Annotated in this window: 19 protein-coding genes and 1 pseudogene; 7 read left to right on the top strand and 13 right to left on the bottom strand. The window is 47.5% G+C overall.

Translation table 11 applies throughout. The features are described from left to right. Positions 1-9: 9 nt before the first annotated feature. The 5 genes from ACFS7Z_RS16205 to ACFS7Z_RS16185 all read right to left on the bottom strand — a co-directional run bounded on the left by ACFS7Z_RS16205 (position 10) and on the right by ACFS7Z_RS16185 (position 4,762). The gene (locus ACFS7Z_RS16205; protein ID WP_377486671.1) at positions 10-444 is read right to left on the bottom strand and encodes a hypothetical protein; all 435 of its coding nucleotides are present in this window, start codon (positions 442-444) and stop codon (positions 10-12) included. 207 nt (positions 445-651) lie between these two features. After that, positions 652-1,104, bottom strand: coding sequence for a TerB family tellurite resistance protein (locus ACFS7Z_RS16200; RefSeq protein ID WP_377486668.1), 453 nt, complete (start codon positions 1,102-1,104; stop codon positions 652-654). A gap of 196 nt (positions 1,105-1,300) precedes the next feature. Then, the gene (locus tag ACFS7Z_RS16195; RefSeq protein WP_377486665.1) at positions 1,301-2,695 is read right to left on the bottom strand and encodes an MATE family efflux transporter; all 1,395 of its coding nucleotides are present in this window, start codon (positions 2,693-2,695) and stop codon (positions 1,301-1,303) included. Positions 2,696-2,736: 41 nt separating this feature from the next. Then, entirely contained in the window at positions 2,737-4,104 is a 1,368-nt protein-coding gene (locus ACFS7Z_RS16190; protein ID WP_377486662.1) for a Gfo/Idh/MocA family protein, read from the bottom strand. A gap of 334 nt (positions 4,105-4,438) precedes the next feature. After that, positions 4,439-4,762, bottom strand: coding sequence for a hypothetical protein (locus ACFS7Z_RS16185; protein ID WP_377486659.1), 324 nt, complete (start codon positions 4,760-4,762; stop codon positions 4,439-4,441). Positions 4,763-4,987: 225 nt separating this feature from the next. Here ACFS7Z_RS16185 and ACFS7Z_RS16180 point away from each other — a divergent pair, with 225 nt between their 5' ends. The 3 genes from ACFS7Z_RS16180 (at position 4,988) to ACFS7Z_RS16170 (ending at position 6,864) form a co-directional block, all read left to right on the top strand. After that, a complete protein-coding gene (locus ACFS7Z_RS16180) occupies positions 4,988-5,356 on the top strand; it encodes a hypothetical protein (protein ID WP_377486656.1) in 369 nt (122 codons plus the stop codon). Between the two features lie 345 nt (positions 5,357-5,701). Next, positions 5,702-6,250, top strand: a complete 549-nt coding sequence (locus tag ACFS7Z_RS16175) for an RNA polymerase sigma factor (RefSeq protein WP_377486653.1) — start codon at positions 5,702-5,704, stop codon at positions 6,248-6,250. Then, positions 6,247-6,864: a cupin domain-containing protein gene (locus ACFS7Z_RS16170; protein WP_377486650.1), complete on the top strand. Its 618-nt coding sequence runs from the start codon at positions 6,247-6,249 to the stop codon at positions 6,862-6,864. Before ACFS7Z_RS16175 ends, ACFS7Z_RS16170 begins: the two co-directional genes overlap by 4 nt. A gap of 209 nt (positions 6,865-7,073) precedes the next feature. On the opposite strand, the gene ACFS7Z_RS16165 is transcribed toward ACFS7Z_RS16170, so the two are convergent. Then, positions 7,074-7,544, bottom strand: a complete 471-nt coding sequence (locus ACFS7Z_RS16165; RefSeq protein ID WP_377486647.1) for a VOC family protein — start codon at positions 7,542-7,544, stop codon at positions 7,074-7,076. A gap of 305 nt (positions 7,545-7,849) precedes the next feature. After that, positions 7,850-8,065 (bottom strand): hypothetical protein, encoded by a 216-nt coding sequence (locus ACFS7Z_RS16160; RefSeq protein WP_377486644.1) that lies wholly within the window; start codon positions 8,063-8,065, stop codon positions 7,850-7,852. A gap of 87 nt (positions 8,066-8,152) precedes the next feature. Here ACFS7Z_RS16160 and ACFS7Z_RS16155 point away from each other — a divergent pair, with 87 nt between their 5' ends. Together ACFS7Z_RS16155 and ACFS7Z_RS16150 are read left to right on the top strand one after the other, a co-directional pair. After that, on the top strand, positions 8,153-9,136 hold the full coding sequence (locus tag ACFS7Z_RS16155; protein WP_377486641.1) for a GlxA family transcriptional regulator: 984 nt from the start codon (positions 8,153-8,155) through the stop codon (positions 9,134-9,136). Between the two features lie 106 nt (positions 9,137-9,242). Next, positions 9,243-9,953 carry an alpha/beta hydrolase gene (locus ACFS7Z_RS16150; RefSeq protein ID WP_377486638.1) on the top strand — a complete coding sequence of 237 codons (711 nt, stop codon included), beginning with the start codon at positions 9,243-9,245 and terminating at the stop codon, positions 9,951-9,953. Between the two features lie 322 nt (positions 9,954-10,275). On the opposite strand, the gene ACFS7Z_RS16145 is transcribed toward ACFS7Z_RS16150, so the two are convergent. From ACFS7Z_RS16145 to ACFS7Z_RS16130, 4 genes are all read right to left on the bottom strand, one after another. Continuing rightward, complete coding sequence (locus ACFS7Z_RS16145) at positions 10,276-10,584, bottom strand: hypothetical protein (RefSeq protein WP_377486635.1); 309 nt, start codon at positions 10,582-10,584, stop codon at positions 10,276-10,278. Positions 10,585-11,612: 1,028 nt separating this feature from the next. Further along, on the bottom strand, positions 11,613-12,566 hold the full coding sequence (locus tag ACFS7Z_RS16140) for a YihY/virulence factor BrkB family protein (protein WP_377486631.1): 954 nt from the start codon (positions 12,564-12,566) through the stop codon (positions 11,613-11,615). 278 nt (positions 12,567-12,844) lie between these two features. After that, entirely contained in the window at positions 12,845-13,927 is a 1,083-nt protein-coding gene (locus ACFS7Z_RS16135) for an AI-2E family transporter (protein ID WP_377486628.1), read from the bottom strand. A gap of 215 nt (positions 13,928-14,142) precedes the next feature. Beyond that, positions 14,143-14,892 carry an alpha/beta hydrolase gene (locus ACFS7Z_RS16130; protein WP_377486625.1) on the bottom strand — a complete coding sequence of 250 codons (750 nt, stop codon included), beginning with the start codon at positions 14,890-14,892 and terminating at the stop codon, positions 14,143-14,145. A 412-nt stretch (positions 14,893-15,304) separates the two neighbouring features. Here ACFS7Z_RS16130 and ACFS7Z_RS16125 point away from each other — a divergent pair, with 412 nt between their 5' ends. Beyond that, entirely contained in the window at positions 15,305-16,462 is a 1,158-nt protein-coding gene (locus tag ACFS7Z_RS16125) for a zinc-dependent alcohol dehydrogenase (protein ID WP_377486622.1), read from the top strand. 72 nt (positions 16,463-16,534) lie between these two features. Beyond that, a complete protein-coding gene (locus ACFS7Z_RS16120) occupies positions 16,535-17,014 on the top strand; it encodes a hypothetical protein (RefSeq protein WP_377486848.1) in 480 nt (159 codons plus the stop codon). Positions 17,015-17,270: 256 nt separating this feature from the next. Here ACFS7Z_RS16120 and ACFS7Z_RS16115 read toward each other — a convergent pair whose 3' ends face one another. Together ACFS7Z_RS16115 and ACFS7Z_RS16110 are read right to left on the bottom strand one after the other, a co-directional pair. Continuing rightward, positions 17,271-20,063, bottom strand: a complete 2,793-nt coding sequence (locus tag ACFS7Z_RS16115) for a cation-transporting P-type ATPase (protein ID WP_377486619.1) — start codon at positions 20,061-20,063, stop codon at positions 17,271-17,273. A gap of 170 nt (positions 20,064-20,233) precedes the next feature. Continuing rightward, positions 20,234-21,004, bottom strand: a pseudogene (locus ACFS7Z_RS16110) (glucose 1-dehydrogenase). Positions 21,005-21,290: the final 286 nt, after the last annotated feature.

The raw sequence follows: 21,290 nt of genomic DNA, 5'->3' as shown, positions 1-21,290 counted from the left end.
AAAAAAGATTTACCTGCTCTTTCTGCCTTTTCCCTGCTTTTGCTTTCTGGCTTTGCTTCGGTCGCTTTTGATTTCATTAAAAGCCTCATTAGAGACCGTAATTGTGTACTCAGCAGAGGTTAAAATGGTCACATTTTCCTCGTAGTCATGGTCCACTATCAGGGAGAGGTGCTTGTTTTCGTTGCGTTCATACGCATCACCTGACTTATCATACACATCAAACTCATAGCTTCCCTTTTCAAACTGCTTTTTGTCAGAGAGTGCCAGGCAATCTCCCGTGATAACGAGCGGTGTGTCCAGTTCATCCACAAAGTCAAAAGCCTGAAAGTATTTACCGTCCTTTTTGTGAGTGATGTATTCAACTGAATTGATGTGAATAGCAATATCGCTGTTCCTGCTGTCTCTGGTTGTTTTGATCTGGCCGATGTTGCCTGTTATTCTCATATGCTTCTGTTTCCTCTGATTCCCCTGCCACTGCCTGCTTCACCTGTCTCTTCTCTTAAGCTTTTGCCTGTTGGATTTGGAAGGGCAGGAGAAGTTTCAACTAATTCGTGCAAGGTACGCATACGCTTTGACTAAATGCCTGCTTTAGATTTTGAGGGTGAGTCCGGAAAGAGGTAGGGTAGAAAATTAAGCCAATAGAGGTGCTGCTTATTCCTGCGTTTCGTCCTTGAAATGGCTTAGTCTCTTCTCCACTATTTTTTTTGCTATGCTCTCCTCTAAATCAAGGGCAGAAGATATATAGCTGATCAACTCTTCTTCTTTGCTGGCTAATACGCCATCGGCAAGCACCAGCTCAATTGTCAGGGCAAAAAGGTCGTATTTACTTTCAGCCGAGATATGCTCTGCGCTATTGTCTATCAACTGTTTGCTTCCTATTTTGGCATGTGCAAGTAAAACTGTTTTATAATACTCCCGCACGTTGTGCCCCTCAAAAATGGGCTTGTAAGCTAATGTCTGGGCCAGTTCCTCCAGTTCTTCATCTGCAACATCTTCATCCACTGCAATGCAGGCGTGCATAATGGCTATCCATGCCTCTTGTTCATTTCCTGGTGTATAAGTTACTGATGTTGCTTTCGTATATTTTTTATCAAATATTCCCATTAACTTATTTTACTCCTTTTAGTATTGTGAATTTTCTACTACACCCGATAATTATCAAAGGTTGCGGGATTTTAATTATTTAGTCCTGTGAAGAAGTAATAAAAGAAAATGAACCCGGAATGAGCATTTGTTGCGCCAGAAGGTTTTATAAAAAGGTAAGCCGGGTTTGACGAAAACCCTGCAGAAAGTGGGCCAGTTAAACCCTCACTTTCTTCCATTTGCCTTGCCTGAACAACCACCAGCTCACGAGTGCGTGGAGTGAGTGGCAGAAAGCGATAGCGATAAATATGCCTGTGGCGTGAAAACCAAAGGTAATTGAAAGCAGGTAGGCGAGAGGTATCTCGATTACCCAAAGCACCATCACGTTGATGATGGCGGGAGTACGGGTATCGCCGGCCCCGTTGAATGCCTGTACCATAACCATACCCAATCCAAAGAATATGTAGCCCAAGGTAATTATCTTCAAAGCCTCAGAAGTAATTCTAATAACTTCTGCCTCATCTGTAAAAAAGCGAGCCAGGTGCTCTCCAAACAAAATAAAAATAAGGGTGATGGCCGCCATAAAAATAACATTATAACGCGCCGTCAGCCACACGGCAATTTCTGCTCTTTTCCCTTTTTGCGCTCCCAGGTTTTGCCCAACCAGCGTAGCTGCTGCAGTAGACAGCCCCCATGCAGGCAGTATGGTGAAGACGATTATACGGAAAGCAATGGTATAGCCTGCCAGGGCATGGCTTCCGAATTCCGCAATCAGCCTCGTCAGGAAAATCCAGCTGGCGGAGTCAATCAGGTACTGGCCCATCCCCCCCGAGGATACTTTCAGGATTCTCCATATCATGGACAAACGGATGCGCAGATTTTCCCGTCCGATCTTCAGCAAGTGCCTGCCATTGAGCAGGTGGTAAAGCTGGTAAACCACGCCCAGGCTTCTGCCGGCGGTAGTGGCCCAGGCAGCGCCCTCGAGCCCCAGCGCAGGGATGGAGCCAATACCAAAAATGAGGATGGGGTCCAGAATAATGTTGGCTCCGTTTGCAATCCAGAGCGCGCGCATGGCCAGGTGTGGCAAGCCTGCACCGCGAAAGGCGCCATTTACCAGAAAGAGGATAATGATGGCGATGTTGCCTGCGAAAATGATTTGTGCATACCGGATGCCTGTCGCAATAACGTCAGGTTCGGCGCCCATCAGCGCCAGGATTTCCGCTGCATAGTAAGTGGCGAGGGCACCCATCAGCAGCGCCAGCAAGCATCCTGTTACAACCAACTGGTAGGTGATGTTTCCGGCTTCGGTATAGTTCTTTTCCCCAAACCTGCGCGACACCAGCGCTGTGGCGGCGATGCTGACACCCATGCCAACTGCATAGATAATCATCAGCACCGACTCTGTGAGTCCCACCGTGGCTAATGCGCTTGAACCAAGCCTGCCCACAAAGAAGATATCCACCACAGCAAATAAAGACTCCATTACCATCTCCAGTATCATGGGGATGGCCAGCAGTACAATGCTTTTCTTAATGCCCAGGGTAGTATAATCCTGCTCCTTTCCCTTAACGGCGTGCCAGACGAGGGTCCATTTTTCTTTAATGTGGCTCATGCAGCGGAAAGTAGTGTGGTTTCGGTTCTGTGGAGAATGGCTTACACCTTGTTCAGGTCCGGATGAACCCAGGGCTGGCGGTAAGGCCGCTGCAGCAGGAGTGTGGCTTCCGGGTCACCCGGAATTTCATGCCGGATGGGGTCATACACAAGGGGGCGCCCCAGCAGCATGGACATGTTCGCCAGGATACAGCTGGCGGTGGAGATATGGCCCTGCTCAATGTCAGCAACCGGCTTGCCTCCCTTTCCGATGGCTGCCAGGAAGTCCTGCATGTGCAGCCTGGTTGCCGGCGCCGCATGCAGTTCTATACCTTCCTCTGTCAAATCCTCTGGATATTTCTCCTTTTCATAAACCGCGTCCCGGTGAATCTTTTCGCTTTTATCATCCACAGGTATAAAGTCATATTGATGCGGGCTGGCTAGTAAGGTGCCTTTCTCCCCATAGATGGTTAATCCCCAGGGATAATCCGGGTTAACGGGAGTGCCCCATGTTCTGTGCTGCCAGACGCAGTTTAGTTCATCGTATTCAAAAATGGCTGTCTGGGTGTCTGAAATATTTGCCTTCCCTTCCTCCTGCACATAAATGCCGCCCGTAGAGGAAACACTTTTTGGCCACCCCAGGTCCAGCATCCAGCGCGCCGCGTCGAACATATGGATGCACATGTCGCCCACAATGCCATTGCTGTACTCCATGAAATTTCGCCAGCGACGGTGTGGCGGACCGTCGTAAGGGCGTAGCGGGGCAGGCCCGGTCCATAGGTCATAGTTCAGGAAATCGGGAACGGCGCGTACCTCCGGGCTGGTTTTACTGCGCATGTGGTAGTAGCAGTACATCTCTACATGCGCCACTTTACCCAGCAGCCCGGCATCAATGATATTTTTCTTGGCCTCAATCAGGTGCGGCGTGCTTCTGCGTTGTGTGCCTACCTGCACTACCCGGTTGTACTTACGGGCGGCAGCAAGCATCGCTTCCCCTTCCATCACGTCCACGCTAATCGGCTTTTGCACATACACATGTGCTCCGGCTTTGATGGCGGCAATGGTTGGCAGGGCATGCCAGTGATCCGGGGTGCCAATCAGCACAATGTCGAACTTGTTGTCAGCAAGCATTTTCCGGTAGTCCTCGTAAAGCCGCGGCTTCCTGCGTGACTTCTGTCGCTGGCTAACAAGGGAAGCGGCCTCAGCCAGCATGTTTTTATCAACATCACATAGCGCCACCACATCTACCTCTGCCACCTGCATCAGGCGGAACAAATCGCTTTTACCGTACCAGCCCGCACCGATCAAGCCGACCTTCAGGGGCTTTGCCGGGTTGGCAAGGCTCATTCCGTGTGCACCAAGGGCAGTCAGGGCAAGTGTGGCTGTAGCGCCTTTCAGGAAACTTCGCCTGTTAAATAGATATGAAGACATTACTGTAGCAGTTTAAGGTAACAATATGAGTTAATAGTTTGCAGCACTTGCTCCGGCTGCGATGTCGCAACACCCGAAGAAGTACTCACAGCAATATAAAAATATTTTTGCTTTGATGTGATTTTCCTGTTAACCCCATTTGTATGCTCCGGATGTGAGCAGGTTCGCTTTGCAACAAAGGCTGGAGTCGGAAGGAGAGAGGTGTATGACAGCCAGGGCCTGAGGTCCGGATACTTTAACCGGAGATTCAGGAAGGGCAGGAAAAGCAAAAGACCCGGTACTAACCGGGTCTTTCTTATATAGCTTGTTTATGCTGTTAAGCAGTAAGCCTGCACTAGTCTTTTTCGTTACCTAAGCCTTCGTTGCTCTTGTGCCCCTTCAAGGTGCTGGCGTTAGGCTGATCGGTTCTGAATTCTTTGTCAGTGCTGTCTGCGCCCCGCGACGTAGTGGTCAGGTTGGTGTGGTCTTTATCGCTTTGCTTTCCCTTGCCTGGTTTTGCACCGCCACCATGACCTTCACTGCTTGGCTTGTTTTCACCGCGTGTATTGTCGGCGCCGCCCGCTACTGGTCCGGTCTGGTTTCCTCGCTGCTGGCCGCTTCCGCTCTCATCAGCTTGTCTTTTCAACTCATCATTGCTTTTATCTTTATCGCTTGCCATAGTATTTCTCCTTGTCTTGTTTGTAAAATGGTTTTGTACCGGATTCCCGGGGTAATTAGTTGTACGGACAAAACAAGGGTTAAGGTTAAGGATGAGTTGTCTGGTCTCAATTAAATGCTAATAATATTAGTATAAAGGTGAAAAGCATTTAAAATAAAGAACATGTACAAGCTTGATGCGTATATAATTAGCAAATAGTATGTTGAAAGCCTAAAGAAGAACATTATGAAATTGAAAATAGATGAAAAGCCGTTTCTGCCAAACGGACGGCATGTTGTAAAGATAACTGAAGTGGAAGAAGGGAAAAGTGAAAACAAGGACATCCCTTTCATTAACTGCCGCCTGGAGAACGAAGATGGGTTTGTGAACCAGCGTTTTTATTTAAGCGAGCCTGGTCAGCCTATCCTGGCGTCGTTTCTGAAAGCAGTAGGCATTGAAAAAGCAGAAGTTGATTCAAAAGAACTGAAGGGTAAAACTTTATCTGTAGAAGTAGAGGAGCGTTCTTACGAAGACGCGGAAGGCAAAGAAAAGACCATCAAGCAGGCCACTCATTTCGAAAATGCAGGTAAAGCCAGCGTTTCTGACAAATACTAAGTAAGGTATAGCATGTAATTGTACCGGAAAAAGAGGAGCCACGTGTTCCTCTTTTTTGTTTTAAAACATCATTATTGTTTATCGTGCTCAAGGGCTTCTCATGCGTAATACCATTAAATACTTGCGCTCGGAGTTTACATTATGTTGCATTGCCTCTCTCCTTAAGAGATTGTGTATGATGAAGTAGCACGCTTCTTTTCATGTTCCACATTTAGTAGATATGAACAGCAAAAGTATATAAGCCTCACCTACTACCTTAGTCCATCATTTTGTTATTCAACCGCTTTGATTAAATTGTACTGGATTAGCCTTTAATAGGAATCGGGGGCAGGAGAAAGAAGAGATATGTCAGGAATAAATTTACAGGGAGAAACAGAGCAAAGCTTGGTTGCAGCGCTGCAGCAGGGGAGGCAGGAAGTACTGGGCCTGCTATACGATGCTTATGCGCCGGTGATGATGGGAGTCATCTCAAGCATTGTGCCGGACCAGGAAATGGCTGAACAGGTGCTGCAGGAAACTTTCGTGGCCATCTGGACACGCATTGAAGTGTATGATGCCACCCGAAACAGGTTCCTGACCTGGGGCTTAGCCATTGCACGTGGTATTGCATTGGAAGCAGTTAAAAATGGCAGGTATACGGCTGTTGCCCAGCAACAAAAGAGTCGTAATTTTGCGGGGGCAGAAAACAAGGAGAACAGCTTTCTGAAGAAAGGGAAACAGGAGAATGAGCAACTTTGCCACCTGGAGCCACAGGAGAAGGAAATTCTGGAACTTGTTTACCTGAAAGGGCGCAGCTGCACCGAGGCCGCGGCAGAACTGGGCATTACAGAGGAAAAGATGAGAGTAGTCTTAAAAAACGCATTTGTACATTTAAAAGCGAAAAAACCAGCATGAACTCTATAAAAGACTTTATAGAATCCGGGGTTTTAGAGCTCTATGTAATGGGTGCTGCCAGTCCGGAAGAAGCTGCTGCCGTAGAGCAAATGGCCGCATCCCATCCCGAGGTGCAACAGGAAATTGACGCTATCAGTGAGCAGATGGAGGTGTATGCCATGGCGCATGCCGTAAAGCCAAGGAATACGGTGAAGACACTGGTGCTAGCTACAATTGATTACCTGGAGCGCATGAAGGAGGGGGAACTGCCTACCTCGCCACCTGTACTCACTGCCCAATCGCGCCCGGAAGATTTTGCCCCCTGGTTGAACCGGGAGGACATGGTGTTGCCTGCTGATGCAGAAGGCGTCTATGCTAAAATAATAGGGTATACGCCTGTGGCCACAACAGCAGTCATCTGGTTAAAAGATGCTACGGAGCAGGAGGTACACCACGATGAGTATGAACGCTTTCTTATTCTGGAAGGTACCTGCGAAATAACGGCAGGAGAGAACGTCTACAGCCTGGCAGCAGGAGACTATTTTGCTGTTCCGCTCCACACGCCGCACCACTTTAAAGTTATTTCCACGGAGCGATGCAAAGCAGTGCTGCAGCGCCTGAGTGTGGAAGCCTGAAAGAAAACAGCTATCCCTGGCAGCAGCAGTTCAGCAAACGAACCTGCTACTGCAAAAGGACAACCTGAAGCTTTTACGCAAATTAACAAATGAGCTTTATCTTACTCTTTCGGAGGTATCCATTCCGAAAGAGTAAGAATTTTAATCAATTTCAGCGTTTTTATAAGAGAAGTGCAACAGTTCAACAGAAAGTTTTCGCTCTGTTTTATTCAGGAAGCAACAGGCTGCGCAGCCTGCGTTTGTGCCTCCTTTGACTGCTGCACCGGATCGTAACTGATCATCCACTGAACCCCGAATTTGTCGGTCAGCATCCCAAAGTAATCTCCCCAGAAGGCCTTTTCAAGCGGCATATAAACATTCCCACCAGCTGATAATTTACCGAAAAGCATGTTGGCCTCCTCTTCACTTTCTGCACTCACAGACAGATGGAAGTTGTTGCCAACCGTCAGCGTCTGACCCATTGATTCGAGGGCATCAGTTGCCATGAGCAGGAGTCCCTGTCCAATAGGAAGCGCAATATGCATGATTTTATCCTGTTCATGTGCAGGTACTCTGCCGGCTTCCGGCGTGTCCCTGAAGCGCTGCAGCGCGGCATATTCACCACCGAATACGGATTTATAAAAGTTGAAGGCTTCTTCTGTGTTGCCACTGAAGTTCAGGTAAATGTTGATGGTTGCCATTTTGTCTATAGTTTAAGTTGTATAAAGATTCTTTGTTAGTTTGGCTCTTGGACGTAAAAGCTATTCTTTAGGTATTCTTGCAATCGATTATAAGTGCCCTTGAAGCCTTTTTATAACGAGGTATATTCTTTCTCAAAAGAGTTAGTTTCTTCTACTGTTGCATTCACCGGACATGAGCGCAGGGTCAGGCTTACCTTGCCATCTTCTTCGGATAAGGGAAGTATGTTTAAAACTTCCAGCGGCTACACCTGGCAGAAAGGTGCCCGTGTACTTATGCCTTCCTCACTTGAAAATGATCTGATATTTCAGATATGCTGCGGTGCCTGCCGTTCCGTATAGATAAACCGACCCCACATCTTTTGCCCGTTTGGTAGCGCCATGCTATAATAAAGAGCAGCCAGGCCGCTCATCCACTTGTGCAATCTCCTGATTAAACCTTTACAAGCACCAGCATCGCTCCAGGGGGCTGCCGCTGTCCGTGCCTTTTCTGACACGTCTTTTACGCTTTCCTGATAGTACAAACATATCCTTTTTAACCTGGAAATAAGGGGTATAAATACGGCAACTTTAGGGTTGATCGCGACACCCGTTCTGCTTATCTTACACCTATGAAGCACATATCCATCCTTGTTCCGAAAGGCGCTATACTGGGTAGTATAGAAGGCCCGCGCCAGGTATTTACGGAGGCAAACAAAGCGCTCAAAAGTATGGGCAGGCCCGCTCTGTTCCAGGTGCAACTGGTAGGCCTGTCTGAACAGGTGTCAGCAGCTGGTGGTATCTATACCATCTATACAGATGTTGTGGCAGATGCGGTAGATGATACCGACCTCATCATTATCCCGGCACTGGATGGAGACTTAGTGGAGACAGTAGAAAACAACAAGGCGTTCTTGCCCTGGATTGTAAAGCAGCATAAAAGGGGTGCAGAAGTCGGCAGCCTTTGTGTAGGTGCTTTCCTGCTGGCGTCAACGGGTTTAATAAACGGGCGGCAATGCGCCACGCACTGGATGGCCGCCAGCGCTTTCAAAAAGATGTTCCCCGAGGTACACCTGGTGCAGGACAAAATCATTACAGATGAGCAGGGGATCTACTCCAGCGGCGGTGCCTTTTCTTACCTTAACCTCATCCTGTACCTGATTGAAAAGTATGCGGGCCGGGAGGTGGCCGTGTTCATGTCGAAGGCCTTCCAGATAGATATTGAACGTCGCAGCCAATCGCCGTTTGTTATTTTTAATGGGCAGAAGGAACACGATGATGAGCAGGTAATGGTTGCGCAGGAGTTTATTGAGCAACACCTGCAGGACAGGATAACGGTTGACCAACTGGCAGACATGCTTGCGTTGAGCCGCCGGAACCTGGAGCGCCGCTTTAAAAAAGCTACTGCTAACTCCATAGTAGAGTATATGCAGCGGGTTAAGATGGAGGCCGCAAAATTAAGCCTGGAGCGTACGCGTGAGAATGTGACGGAGGTAATGTACCATGTGGGCTACTCCGATGCAAAAGCTTTCCGTACCACCTTCAAACGTATTACGGGACTTTCTCCATTGCAGTACCGCAGCAAGTATAACCGCGAACTGGTTGAAGAAGCATAGGGTAAGAGTCCAGATTTAAAATAGCATCAGAAGGAGTTGCTTGTCTCTTAAAGTAAATTTATACTGGGTTTTTTCGTAAGCTGAATGTACCAAAGGAGGGGGAGGAATGACGACGAACAGAAAGCAGTACGCGACAGGAAGGTTAACAGCAGTAACAGGCGCCGCTACAGTAGAAGATGCATTTAAATCCGGTGTAAGGCGGCTCAACTTAGATGAAAAAAAAGACGGTTTAATCTACGTCCCGCATAGTTACGATAAGAAACAACCTGCTGCCCTTGCTGTCATGCTGCACGGTGCAGGAGCCCCTGCAGAAAACGGGCTTTCCCTGCTGCAACGGTATGCCGACGCACGCAACATCATTCTTCTGGCTCCTGCTTCCAGGTCTTATTCCTGGGACATCATTGCCACTGATGCTTTTGGCCCGGATGTGATTTTTATTGACCAGGCACTCAGCTTCATTTTCAAATATTTCGCTATCAACCAGAACCGCATTGCCATCGGTGGGTTTTCTGATGGCGCTTCTTATGCCTTCTGCCTTGGCTTAACCAACGGCGATTTGTTCACGCACATCATTGCCTTCTCTCCGGGCTTCGCTTATGCGCCGGAGAAGAAAGGCAAGCCTGCTGTGTTTATCTCGCATGGAGAGTATGATCCTGTACTGCCGATAGACTCCTGCTCCCGGCGTATTGTGCCGCAACTACAGCGCCAGGGCCTGGAGGTAAACTACATTGAATTTAGAGGAAGACATGAAGTCCCTTCCAACATATCTGGAAGTGCAGTGGCATGGTTTACAGGAAGCCCCAGCCCTTCTTTATAAAGCAGGCGTTGCCTGTTCCTCTCATACAATCCCGGTACATCTGAGAAACTTTATAGAGTTAGCGAGTAGTCTATCGGCTTCCTGTTTTTTATTGATAATGCCCTCCTCAACTGATGGCTGCGCAAGACACGTAGTGTGCATTCAATTCGCACTTTCGGATTTGTAATCCGAAAGTATGGAGGTCGCGAATTTGTAATTCGTCCTGCAGGGGCAGTAGCTGCCGGCAAGCCAGTGTATTGCAAATCCGATTCTTCACAAGTTCCGGATTACAAATCCGGAACAGCAGCCTATATGCGTACGATTCAACTGATTATGGTATAATTCAGAGGCGCTCCTTCAGGTAATATGAGGATTTATCAGACTCCCAGAAAATTTCGTAGTAGATGCACTCATTTTGTTGGGCAGCTCTGGTGTCTTGTGCACCTTCTGCCTCTTGTATACTCTGAAACATATCCTCATCAAAGCCTCTTTCTATAAATCGGGGCTCCTCAGGAGCATTAAAATGGCTATCTGCCTTTATAAAAACGTATCCTTTTTTAGGCTTATACTTTAAGTATTCTCTGATGATGGCATCTCTGTGCTTGCCCAGAAACTTAAGCTTAAGCAATTTATCCGGATTTTTAAATTTCATAAAACCGAGAGTGTAAAATAGCTATAGCGGATACATTCTGCACTGTCCGTGCTACAGGACGGTATAGAAGCATACTAAGCAACAACTATTTGCCAGGCTACATCACACGAGACATAGTGGCATTAACAGAAAACGCTTCGTTGCTGCCAGGATGAAATATCAGTGGCCAGACAGGAAGCAACAAAATTACAGTGTAGAGGTGCAGCAGAAAGGATATTAGCCCTGCACAGGCAGAAATAACCTTGAACTCAAGGTGGAGTGGGATTACTATTTTTAAAGGACAGTCTCATTTCAGAAGCTAAAATACGAAACAGATTGGAAAGACTCTATTAAATAATAGTCTAACGAATCAATATCAATACGTGCATTCGTTTCGCCCGTTTCACTTCTATAGAACTTAGCAACTCAGTACAGAAGGATAGAGGGCTCTATAATATGGAACAGTTTGAAATAATACCCGATCAAAGAAAGATCTATTTTCTAAAGTCAGGTCTTTCCTAATCGTTGGCACGGAGTGAAAGGGTTTGCAGTTTTTGGGTTGAGCGCCTGGGGGAGGATGCCTCTATTGTAAATGTTGCGGTGCTGAGCGCAGCGAGGCAGCCGTAGCAGAGCTAAAGAGGACCCCTTCCCCCGGCAGCTTCTTTACACTTCACGCTGCCCAGGAGGGCCTCAACCACCAATGACGTGACCGCTCTGATATAGTGCCCCTGCCCCAGCCTGGAGAGCACAGAGCATCAGAAATGAAACAGTAGGTCTGATGCCGCTGGATGAACTACAGCTACGGCAGCTTAGACAAAAAAAGTCTCACTCCTTTGGAATACACTTTAAGCTGCCGTAGTATAAACTGATGGGATGGAGTCCGTTTAAAACACAAAGCCCCTACCTGCTCGAAAACCGAACAAATAGGAGCCTTAAAATTCAGGGAGTTTGTGGTTGGTTACATAAAACTCCCCGTTATACCTAGGGTAACATAACTGTTTCGGCATGCACGGGAGCGTAGCACCTTTGTGTCTGCTATGAGAACAATATTAATCTTCTGGCCCGTCCGCTACGTGGTCGGCGTGATAGGCCCCACGTGCTCCCATTGGTTGATCCTCACCGACAGTAGTATCTTTTTCTGTCTGGTGTTCCAGTTCAGAATTTATCTCAGCACCCAGCAAAATGATGTAACTCGTCAGGTTAAACCACAGCATCAGAATGATGACAGCGGCAACAGAGCCATAAGTTTCATTGTAATTACCAAAGTTGGTCACATACCAAGAAAACAAAAGTGAGCCTATCAACCATAGCACTGTTGCAATGCCAGCTCCCCAGCTCACCCATCTGAACTTAGGTTTGTCTCTGTTAGGGCCTATCTTATAAATAAGGGCAAGACCGCTCATGATGATCACAGCCAGCAGGAGCCACCTGCCCCACGACAGCACTGTCTGAAGCACACTTGGCAGCCCCAGGTGTTCAACCAGTGCAGGAAACGCAATCACCAGCCCAATACCCAGTGTGCCGACTATAATGCCGCCCAGCGTGAAAAGCATGGTTATACCGTTTAACTTCAGGAAACCTCTATCTTCCTCTTCATCATAGGCAATGTTAACGCCTTCGAACAAGGACTTTGTACCTGCATTGGCGCTCCATAAACTCAGGAGAATGCTTAGGGCAACTCCCCAGCCAAGCGTGGAACTGGAGCCTTCTGAGATGCTGCGCAGCCTTTCATTCAGCATCTCATGTGTTTCCTGGGGCAATACATTGGTAAGCTGCTCCATGTGCTGCTCCACTGAGGCAGGCTCAGTCACGAGTCCATAGATAGAAATGATGGCCGCTAAGGTTGGAAAAAGGGCCAGGAAAAAGTAAAAGGCGACACCGGCAGCCACAATATGCATGTTATCAGTGCTTAACTGCTCTTTTACCCTTAACATCACCTGTTTCCATCCCTTGCCGGGTATTTCTCTCGGTTTATCGGCTTTCCTTCCTTTTGTATCTTTCATGTAAAATTTAATTTTGATATACCTATAGAACGAAGCACCCTGCCGTTGGTTAATGAATTTGGCTTATTTACGGGGAATGCAAGCGGTGCAAACTCTATGAGAACAGCAACGGAGCCCAGCAGGAATGGAGTATGCAGAACATGAGGCAAGGCTAAACGAGTATGCTGTTACAAAACTTCCGGCTTTCTACCTTTGCGCTTTTTCCTGATGAAAACCTGCTTCAGTTAGAAGCAATGAAATCAGTAAAGAACACCTTTTGCTGATGAGACTAATTTAAATTATTTATTATCAGGAGGGGGCGGCAGGTCGTCTGTGGCGTCACCCTTTCCGAGTATGTAGCCGTAGGGGGCTAGTTGCGGTATCTGGTCAAAAATAATTTTCAGGCTGGCGAACAAGGGAACAAACAGGATCATTCCGGCTATGCCCCATAGCAGGTTGCCCAGAAGAATGACCATGATGGTTGCCAGCGGATTGAGTCTGACTTTTGAGCCCGTGATGTAGGGAGTCAGCAGGTTTGCCTCTAACAGCTGTGTAACCATAAAAAAGACCAGTACCAGCACCGGGTACCAGAGAGAATCTTTTGTAAGAAAGGCAAACGCAATAGGTAGGGCGATACCGAGGTAAGAACCAAAATAGGGTATGATGCGCAGCAGGGCCGTGATCATGGCAAAAAGAATGGCATGATCAATGCCTATCGCCCAGAAGCCAAGGGCATATACAACTCCTAGAACAGCGATAACCGTCAGAATTCCCTTCAGGTAATCATGAATGATAATGGAGATCTTAGCGAGCATCACTTTCGATTCTTTCTGACTCTCAAACATGCGGAGCCTGACAAAGAAGTTCTGAATACGCTGATGATAAATCATCAAGAAGAAGGTGTAGGTCAGGATAATGAAAAGAAACAACAGGACGAAAAAAAACTGCATCACAAAATCCCGAGCACTTTTAAAGACCGCCTTTGCAATGTCCGGTTTTTTCTCCTCCAGAATTTCTTCCTGCTCATTCGCAGTTATGTCTGTGGTTTCATAAAGCAGCCATTGTAGCCTGTTTGTCTTCTCATTTATTTTATCTTCTAACCTCGGGAGGTCCGATTGAAGAATAGTGGCCTGGTAATAAACAAGGGCTGTCAGAGCGGAAATAGTACCCAGCAGTAACAGGATGGAGACAAGCGCAGCCGTAGTCTCCTTTAAATGATACTGCTGTAGCTTTTGCACCAGCGGGAAGAGTAACATGGCAAAGAAGGCGGCAACAGCGATGGGTATCAGAAATGGTTTGCCCAGGTACAGGAGCAGGGATACCAGCAGTATAGTAAGTAAGCGCTTGTTAAACCTGCTGAAATTAATCTGTTTTGTATGCATAACTGAAGAAATGAAACGCAAAAGCAGCAAGGAGGTTTTGCACATTTCTTATAGTGGTTGTAGCTCGTAACAATAGGTGTTGCCTCTCAGGTAGAAGTCCAGTGTTATAATTCCTGATTTAAAAGGGAAAGGAGAAATTCATACGCCTGCCATTTAAGGAATACCAGAAGGAAAGAAAGTGAAGTTGGACTACATATATACTATAAGGAGAGGGGTTACTCCACAGTGGAGATTACCTGTGCCAGTTCCTTTTTATAAGTTGGGTTTTCATTCATGCCGTTGTGTCCCTGCCTTTCCAGGAAAATCACTTTATCTGTAGGCTTGAGAAGTTCTTTCAGTTTTTCAGATGACAGGGGATAGATGATTTCATCCTCAGCGCCATGGAAAAGAATTACTGGTGCCTCTGTTTTTTCTAAGAATCGAAAAGTTTCAAATTTATACTTTAACAGAAATGCAGGAACAAAAGGGTATAGGTTATTCATCAAGTCACCGAGGCTGTAGTAAGGTGCCTGCAACACCAGGAGCTTCGGGTTGTTGACCGAAGCAAGCATTGCGGCTGCTCCTGTGCCAATTGAATAACCTGTAACTATAATTTTCTCCTCGGAATACAACGTTTTCAACTGGTCATAAGCAGCCTGCACATCTTCATAAAACTGCTTTTCGCTGCTGATGCTTCCTTCGCTCTTTCCATAACCGCGATAGTCCAGTATGAAGATGTCGTAGTTCAAATCAGTATATGTTTGTGCTATCCATCCCCAGGTGTACACTGAACCGGCGTTGCCATGCAGGTAAAAGACCAGGCCTTTTGGTTCAGCTGCCTTAAATAGTAGCCCATGCAGCTTTATACCATCTTTTGTAGGAATTTTGATTTCCTCAAACTCCTTATCAAACCTGAAGGTATAGTCTTTCCTGAGCTTCTGCGGAAAGAAGATCAGGCGCTCCTGCTGAAAAGATAAAAGGCCCATGAGTAGAAGGTATATGACCAAAAGAACTAGGACAAACTTAAGAACATTCATACGCAAGAATCTGACTTAATTATACAAGCCCGCCTACTGTTATACGACTTGCTGAACGTAAGTCTGCTGCAGGTGCGTTAGCTGCTATCAAATTTGAAGGACCAGAGCGATACCCTGTTCAGCGCGAGGAGTGGACAGCAGGAGGAAAAGCATAAGTTTGCGGTGAATACGTACTTGATTCTAAATTATATGGTATAAATACGTATTTATAGTCTCCTGTCTCTGTTCCTGCAACTTAGACTATACAGACAAGTACCTACATTAATGCGATACAATCACTTGATCCAAATTCGGAACAAAGGCAGAAATGTAGCGCATCTGAAACTTAATTTGTCTTACTAAACATGAAGAAAACAAACTTATGCTGGCAATGAACTACCGCGGACCACAACGGATCCGCCTCGATCGCGACAAACCTATGCCCGAAATACAGCATCCGCAGGATGCCATTGTTCGGGTTACCCGCTCCTGTATCTGCGGGTCTGATTTGCATTTATATAACGGAAATGTGCCTGATACCCGTGTAGGGGAGACCTTTGGCCACGAATTCATCGGAGTGGTGGAGGAGATAGGACCAGATGTTCACAAACTCAAAGTAGGAGACCAGGTTATAGTGCCGTTTAACATAGCCTGTGGACAGTGTGTCTTTTGCAAGCAGGAGCTCTATGGTAATTGCCACGAAGCCAATCCGCAGGCTACTGCTGTAGGCGGTATTTTTGGCTACTCCCATATTGCCGGCGGCTATAATGGTGGCCAGGCAGAATATGCACGTGTTCCATATGCCGATGTAGGCCCTACCGTTATACCAAGTGATATGCACCCAGATGATGCCGTACTGCTGACGGACGTTGTGCCGACAGGATACCAGGCAGCAGAGATGGGTGGCATCCAGAAGGGAGATACCGTTGCCGTATTTGGAGCAGGCCCGGTAGGTATTATGGCGGCAAAAAGCGCCTGGCTTTTTGGAGCAGGACGCGTGATTGTATTTGACCAGGAAGAGTACAGGCTTGATTTTGTGCGTAAGTTTGCGCAATGTGAGGCCTATAACTTCAGGTCGATAGAAGATCCGGTGGTGTTCATGAAGAAAACGACTGATTCCCTTGGCGCTGATGTATGTATTGATGCAGTTGGTGCCGAAGCTGCTGGTAGTGCCATGCAAACTTTTACCGGCCGTAAAACACTCATGCAGGCAGGTTCTGCCACAGCGCTGCAATGGGCTATCAACTCAGCGAAAAAAGGCGGCATTGTCTCTATTGTAGGGGTATATGGTCCTACACTAAACCTGGTACCGATAGGTAACGCAATGAATAAAGGCCTTACCATTCGTGGAAATCAGGCATCAGTGAAGCGCCTGCTGCCGAAAATGATTGAGCACGTGCAAAGCGGCATATTCAGCCCGAGAGAAATGATTACGCATCACTTCCCTCTGGAGGAGGTATCCGATGCTTACCGCATTTTTTCTGACAAGCTGGACAATTGTATCAAGCCAGTTCTTATTCCACCATCAGCAAGAATCTAAAGGAGGATTATTATGAATAACGAAGCTAAAGAAAACGCAAATATAGAAGATTGGAGAATCGATGCTCCTGCTATGCCTAAAGACTACTCTCATATAAAAGGCTGGGGCATAGATGCAGATCCGAAGAATGACCCAACCTACCCGATGAGAAAACGCAGCAACGAGGAAAACAAGGGTTATTCCTGGAATAGGCCGCCGTTACAACCGGTAGATATAGAAGTGCTGCACTCTATTGAACGCCCAAATGTGACGGCTGTTTTTGGCACGTCTATGCCGCCGACGGGATTGAGTGGCATGCTCCGGCGCTATGCTTTCCAGTACGGAGAAGGCAGTTTCGGCCATTGGTTACCCTTGCTGCTTGCCGACAGGGTGAATGTGGTTGAAGGTATTATTGACGACCTGAAGCGCGGCCATGCTCCCAATATTTGGGCTGAACGAGGTATGAACGCAGAGTGGAAGCACAATCGGGCAGGCCTTATAAAGAATCTGGCAATAGGAGCCGTTGTAGTCACAGCGGCCGTAGCCTATTTTTCCAGAAAAGACAGAGATTAACAAAATTAGCTGATAAATCCTTTGCAGTGCATTGGGTTTATTTTGTTATATTATTCAAGAAGTACGGAAAGGACGCTAGAAGTAGCATTCTTTCTGTGCTTCTTTTTTCCTGTTCGAAATTAGACTGTAAGCTAAATAAGACTGACGCCTTTTTATTCTTACTCTCCTATACTTCTCATCCCTCTATCCTACAAGGAGGACATATAACATCTTTATAAGCACCTATCATTATAATCACTTCAATGCTGAGAAAGTATTATGCAGATGTGCCGGCTTTACGGGTAAGTATTCGAAACCGGATGGTCTTTTCAGTTGAAACAATCAGCAGGAGCATTACACCAGCACCAAAGATGCGTAGAAGCTGCATTGCGTCCAAAGGGCTGGAATGAAACATTGTGTTCAGGAGAGGGAGGTAGATGAACAGCGCCTGGAAGAAGAACATAGCCGCAATACCATAATAGACCCAGGGGTTAGTGAAGAAACCTATCTGCAGAATCGGCCTCACGAGAGAACGACAACTCAGCAGGTAAAACGCCTCCATAACTACAATAACCGTGGTGGCTACTGTCTTGGCCTCTGCTGTGCTGGCGCCCTGCTTTATCTCGTACAGGTACAGGCTGAATCCGGCCATCATAATGAGCGACCCTACGAGCAACGTGCGCATTATCAAGTCTCTTGTAAGGATGGGTTCTCCGGTGGGGCGTGGAGGGCGGTCCATAATGCCTGGTTCTTTGGGTTCAAAAGCCAGCGTAAGCCCCAGCAATACGGCTGTTGACATGTTAATCCAAAGAATTTGCACGGGCTGAACAGGAAGCTGGGTTCCCAAAATTACAGCCACCAGGATAATAAGTCCCTCGCCCAGGTTGGTGGGAAGCGTCCAGACAATAAACTTTGTCAGGTTATCAAAGACACTTCTGCCTTCTTCTACGGCGCCTTCTATAGATGAGAAATTGTCATCCGTAAGCACCATATCTGATGCTTCTTTGGCTACTTCGGTACCGGTTATACCCATGGCGATTCCAATATTAGCCTGCTTCAGTGCTGGGCCATCGTTCACACCGTCGCCCGTCATGGCCACAACTCTGTTGCGGGCCTGCAGCGCTTTCACAAGCCGAAGCTTCTGGTCCGGTGACACACGGGCAAAAACAGAAGTCTGCTCCGCTACCTCTTCAAGTTCCCGGTCACCAATCTGCTGTAGCTCCCTGCCTGTAATGGCCACCAGCTTACCGTTTTCCTGTCTGCCTTTTAAGCCAATCTGGGTGGCAATGGCCGCAGCGGTAATGGCATGATCGCCCGTTATCATTTTAACATCTATGCCGGCCTTCTGGCACAGTTTTACTGCTTCTATCGCCTCCTGGCGCGGCGGGTCAATCATGCCCTGCAGTCCCAGGAATATCAATCCTGATTTGGTGTGTTCGTGGGTGATATCTTTTGTTCCCTCAGGTGCTTCGGCCATGGCACAGGCTAATACACGTAGCCCCTCGCTTGCCATTTCCTCTACCTGCCTGTTTATTTCCTCCTTGTCAAGTTGACTAAGTTCACCGTTCGCCTGCATGGCCATGTTGCAGCGCTCCAGCACCGCCTCCACCGAGCCTTTGAAGTATATAACAGGCCGGTTGCCACCATGCAGTGTAGCCATGTACTGGTACTCCGACTCAAATGGAATGGTATCCTGGCGGGGTTGTTTGTGTTCCAGCTCCCTTACGTCAAAATCTGCTTTGCGGAAGGCTACCACCATGGCACCCTCCGTGGGATCGCCTTCTATGGTCCATAAGCCTTCTTTTTCCTTCACGTTACTGTCGTTGCAGAGCATGCCGGCCTTCAGGCACTGTTTCAATGCATGGTTGGAGGTCAGGTCAGCCTGTGATTCTCCGTCCAGTATCTCGCCCTCCGGGCGATAGCCAAGCCCTGTCAAGGTATAAGTTTTGCCTCCTGCTACTATCTGCTGCACCGTCATCTGGTTTTCGGTGAGGGTGCCTGTTTTGTCAGAGCATATCACGTTGGTGCTGCCAAGCGTTTCCACAGCTACCAGCTTCCGTATAATGTCCCTGCGTGCCGCCATTTTAGATACCCCCAACGCCAGCATAATGGTGACGGCTACAGGCAAACCTTCCGGTATAGAACCCACTGCGAGTGCTACAGCCATCATAAAGGTTTCGCCTATACCTTCGCCACGCAGCAGGCCTACGGCGAAAACAACAGCAGAAAGCCCCAGAATAACCCATAGCAGCAGGTGGCTAAACTCTTTTATTTTTCGGGTGAGGGGCGTCTCCAGGTCCTGTGCCCTTGAAATAGATTGCTGAATTTTTCCTACTTCGGTATTATCTCCTGTGGCTACCACTACACCTCTGCCATGCCCGTACGTGACCATGGTAGAGGAGAAGCCCATACTCAGGCGGTCTCCCAGTACATCGTCCGGAGCTACCGGAGCAGCATTTTTCTCTACCGCCACTGATTCTCCTGTAAGGGCCGACTCATCCACTTTCAGGTCGCGCTCGTGCACCATGCGAACATCTGCAGGAAATTTATCCCCCGACTGGACAAACACAATATCTCCCGGCACCAGCTCCTGCGCATTAATGTCCTGCTTTTGGCCGTTGCGGATTACCTGCGCCCTGGCTGTCATACTCTTTGCCAGGGCATCAATGGCCTCCAGTGCCTTCGACTCCTGCACATACCCGATGATGGCGTTGACGAAGACAACCGCAAAAATGACAATGGCATCGGTGTACTCTTCCAGGAGAATGGTGACCACTGTGGCAGCTAGCAGAATGTAGATTAGCGGCTGGTGAAACTGCAGCATAAACCTGACAAAGGCGCTCTGCTGCTTTGTCTTGGTCATGATGTTGCGGCCATACAGCTCTCGGCGCTTTGCTACGGCTTCGTCGGTGAGGCCTGCTTCCGGTGTCACGTGCAGCAGTTTCATCACCTCCCCGGGCGTCATGCTGTGCCAGGGGTATTGTTTACCGGGTTGCAAAGCTTTGCTGCCTGTTGTCTTTTCTTCTCTCACTCGCATGCCGGTGTAGGGTTTTTCTTGAAGCGTATTCATGTTGTCTTATGAGATAAACGAGCCGTAGACTGTCAGTAATAGTATCTCAGCCCCTTTCCGTTGTTGTGTTTAAAAGGCTATAAGGAGAGGCTGCCAGAATGTATCGGTAAGGCCAGCAGATGGAAGAGGTTAGGACGTCATAGAAATAAGTTATCACCCGCCTTAAAAGTTTACTGCGCCAGGTAGGCACCGTCTACGGCATAGTAGGCTCCTGTTACGAAAGAGGCTTTGTCAGAGCTCAGCCAAACCACCAGTGCAGCTACTTCTTCTGATTCTCCCAGCCTGCCAATGGGGTGTAAGCCGGCTAAGATTTGTAACGTGTCTTCTGTCATTCCCGCATCAGATAAGAGCGGTGTTTTAATAAAAGCAGGGCCAACCGCGTTCACACGTATATTCTTAGAGGAGTACTCCAATGCACTGCTTTTGGTAAGCCCCACCACTCCGTGCTTGGCCGCCACATAGGCTGCAGCGTTTGCAAAGCCTACCTGGCCGAGTATGGATGAGTTATTGACAATGGCGCCACCCCCGTTCTGCAGCATCTGCTGTATCTGGTATTTCATACAGTAGAACACACTGCTCAGGTTTACCGCTATTACTTTGTTCCACCCCTCAATACTCATATCACCTACTGGGTTAGACTCCCCGCCGATACCTGCATTGTTGAAGGCAACATCAAGGCGACCATATTGGGCTACCGTCTGCTGCACCATGCTTTGGCAATCCTCGGGGCGCGCAACATCGGCTTTCACAAAAAAAACATCCCCACCGTTGCGCTTTATTTCTTCCACCACCTCTTCTCCCGGTGCTTCTTTAATGTCCTAAACAACTACTTTAGCGCCTTCCTGCGCGTACTGTTGGGCAGTGGCTTTACCTATACCGGAAGATGCTCCTGTTACCAAAGCTACTTTTCCCTCAAATGGATACTGCGTATTTGATGCCATATCACAAAAATTAAATTTTATAATTCAGGACGTTACTTTACAAAGTTGATCAAATTGTTGTGCCGGCGAAATGATATAAATCATAATTTAAGCTGTTACAAATCAGTTACAAGCACCTGTAGCAAGTTCTATATTTGTATGATGGGTCTAAAAGGCGCGGCATTTTCAAACCTATTTAGATTCGAAAGCTATTGTTTATCGGACTGCTGCAATGGCTTTTCCATCGCTTCTTTTTTGTGCAATTTGATCTATAATTTATTATTTTTAGACTATGTGCAGCGCAGGT

The organism is Pontibacter toksunensis (assembly GCF_042686245.1).
In the GTDB taxonomy this organism is placed as follows: Bacteria; Bacteroidota; Bacteroidia; order Cytophagales; family Hymenobacteraceae; genus Pontibacter; species Pontibacter toksunensis.
Note: the sequence above shows the minus strand (reverse complement) of the source record. Positions and strands in the feature narration are given on the sequence as shown.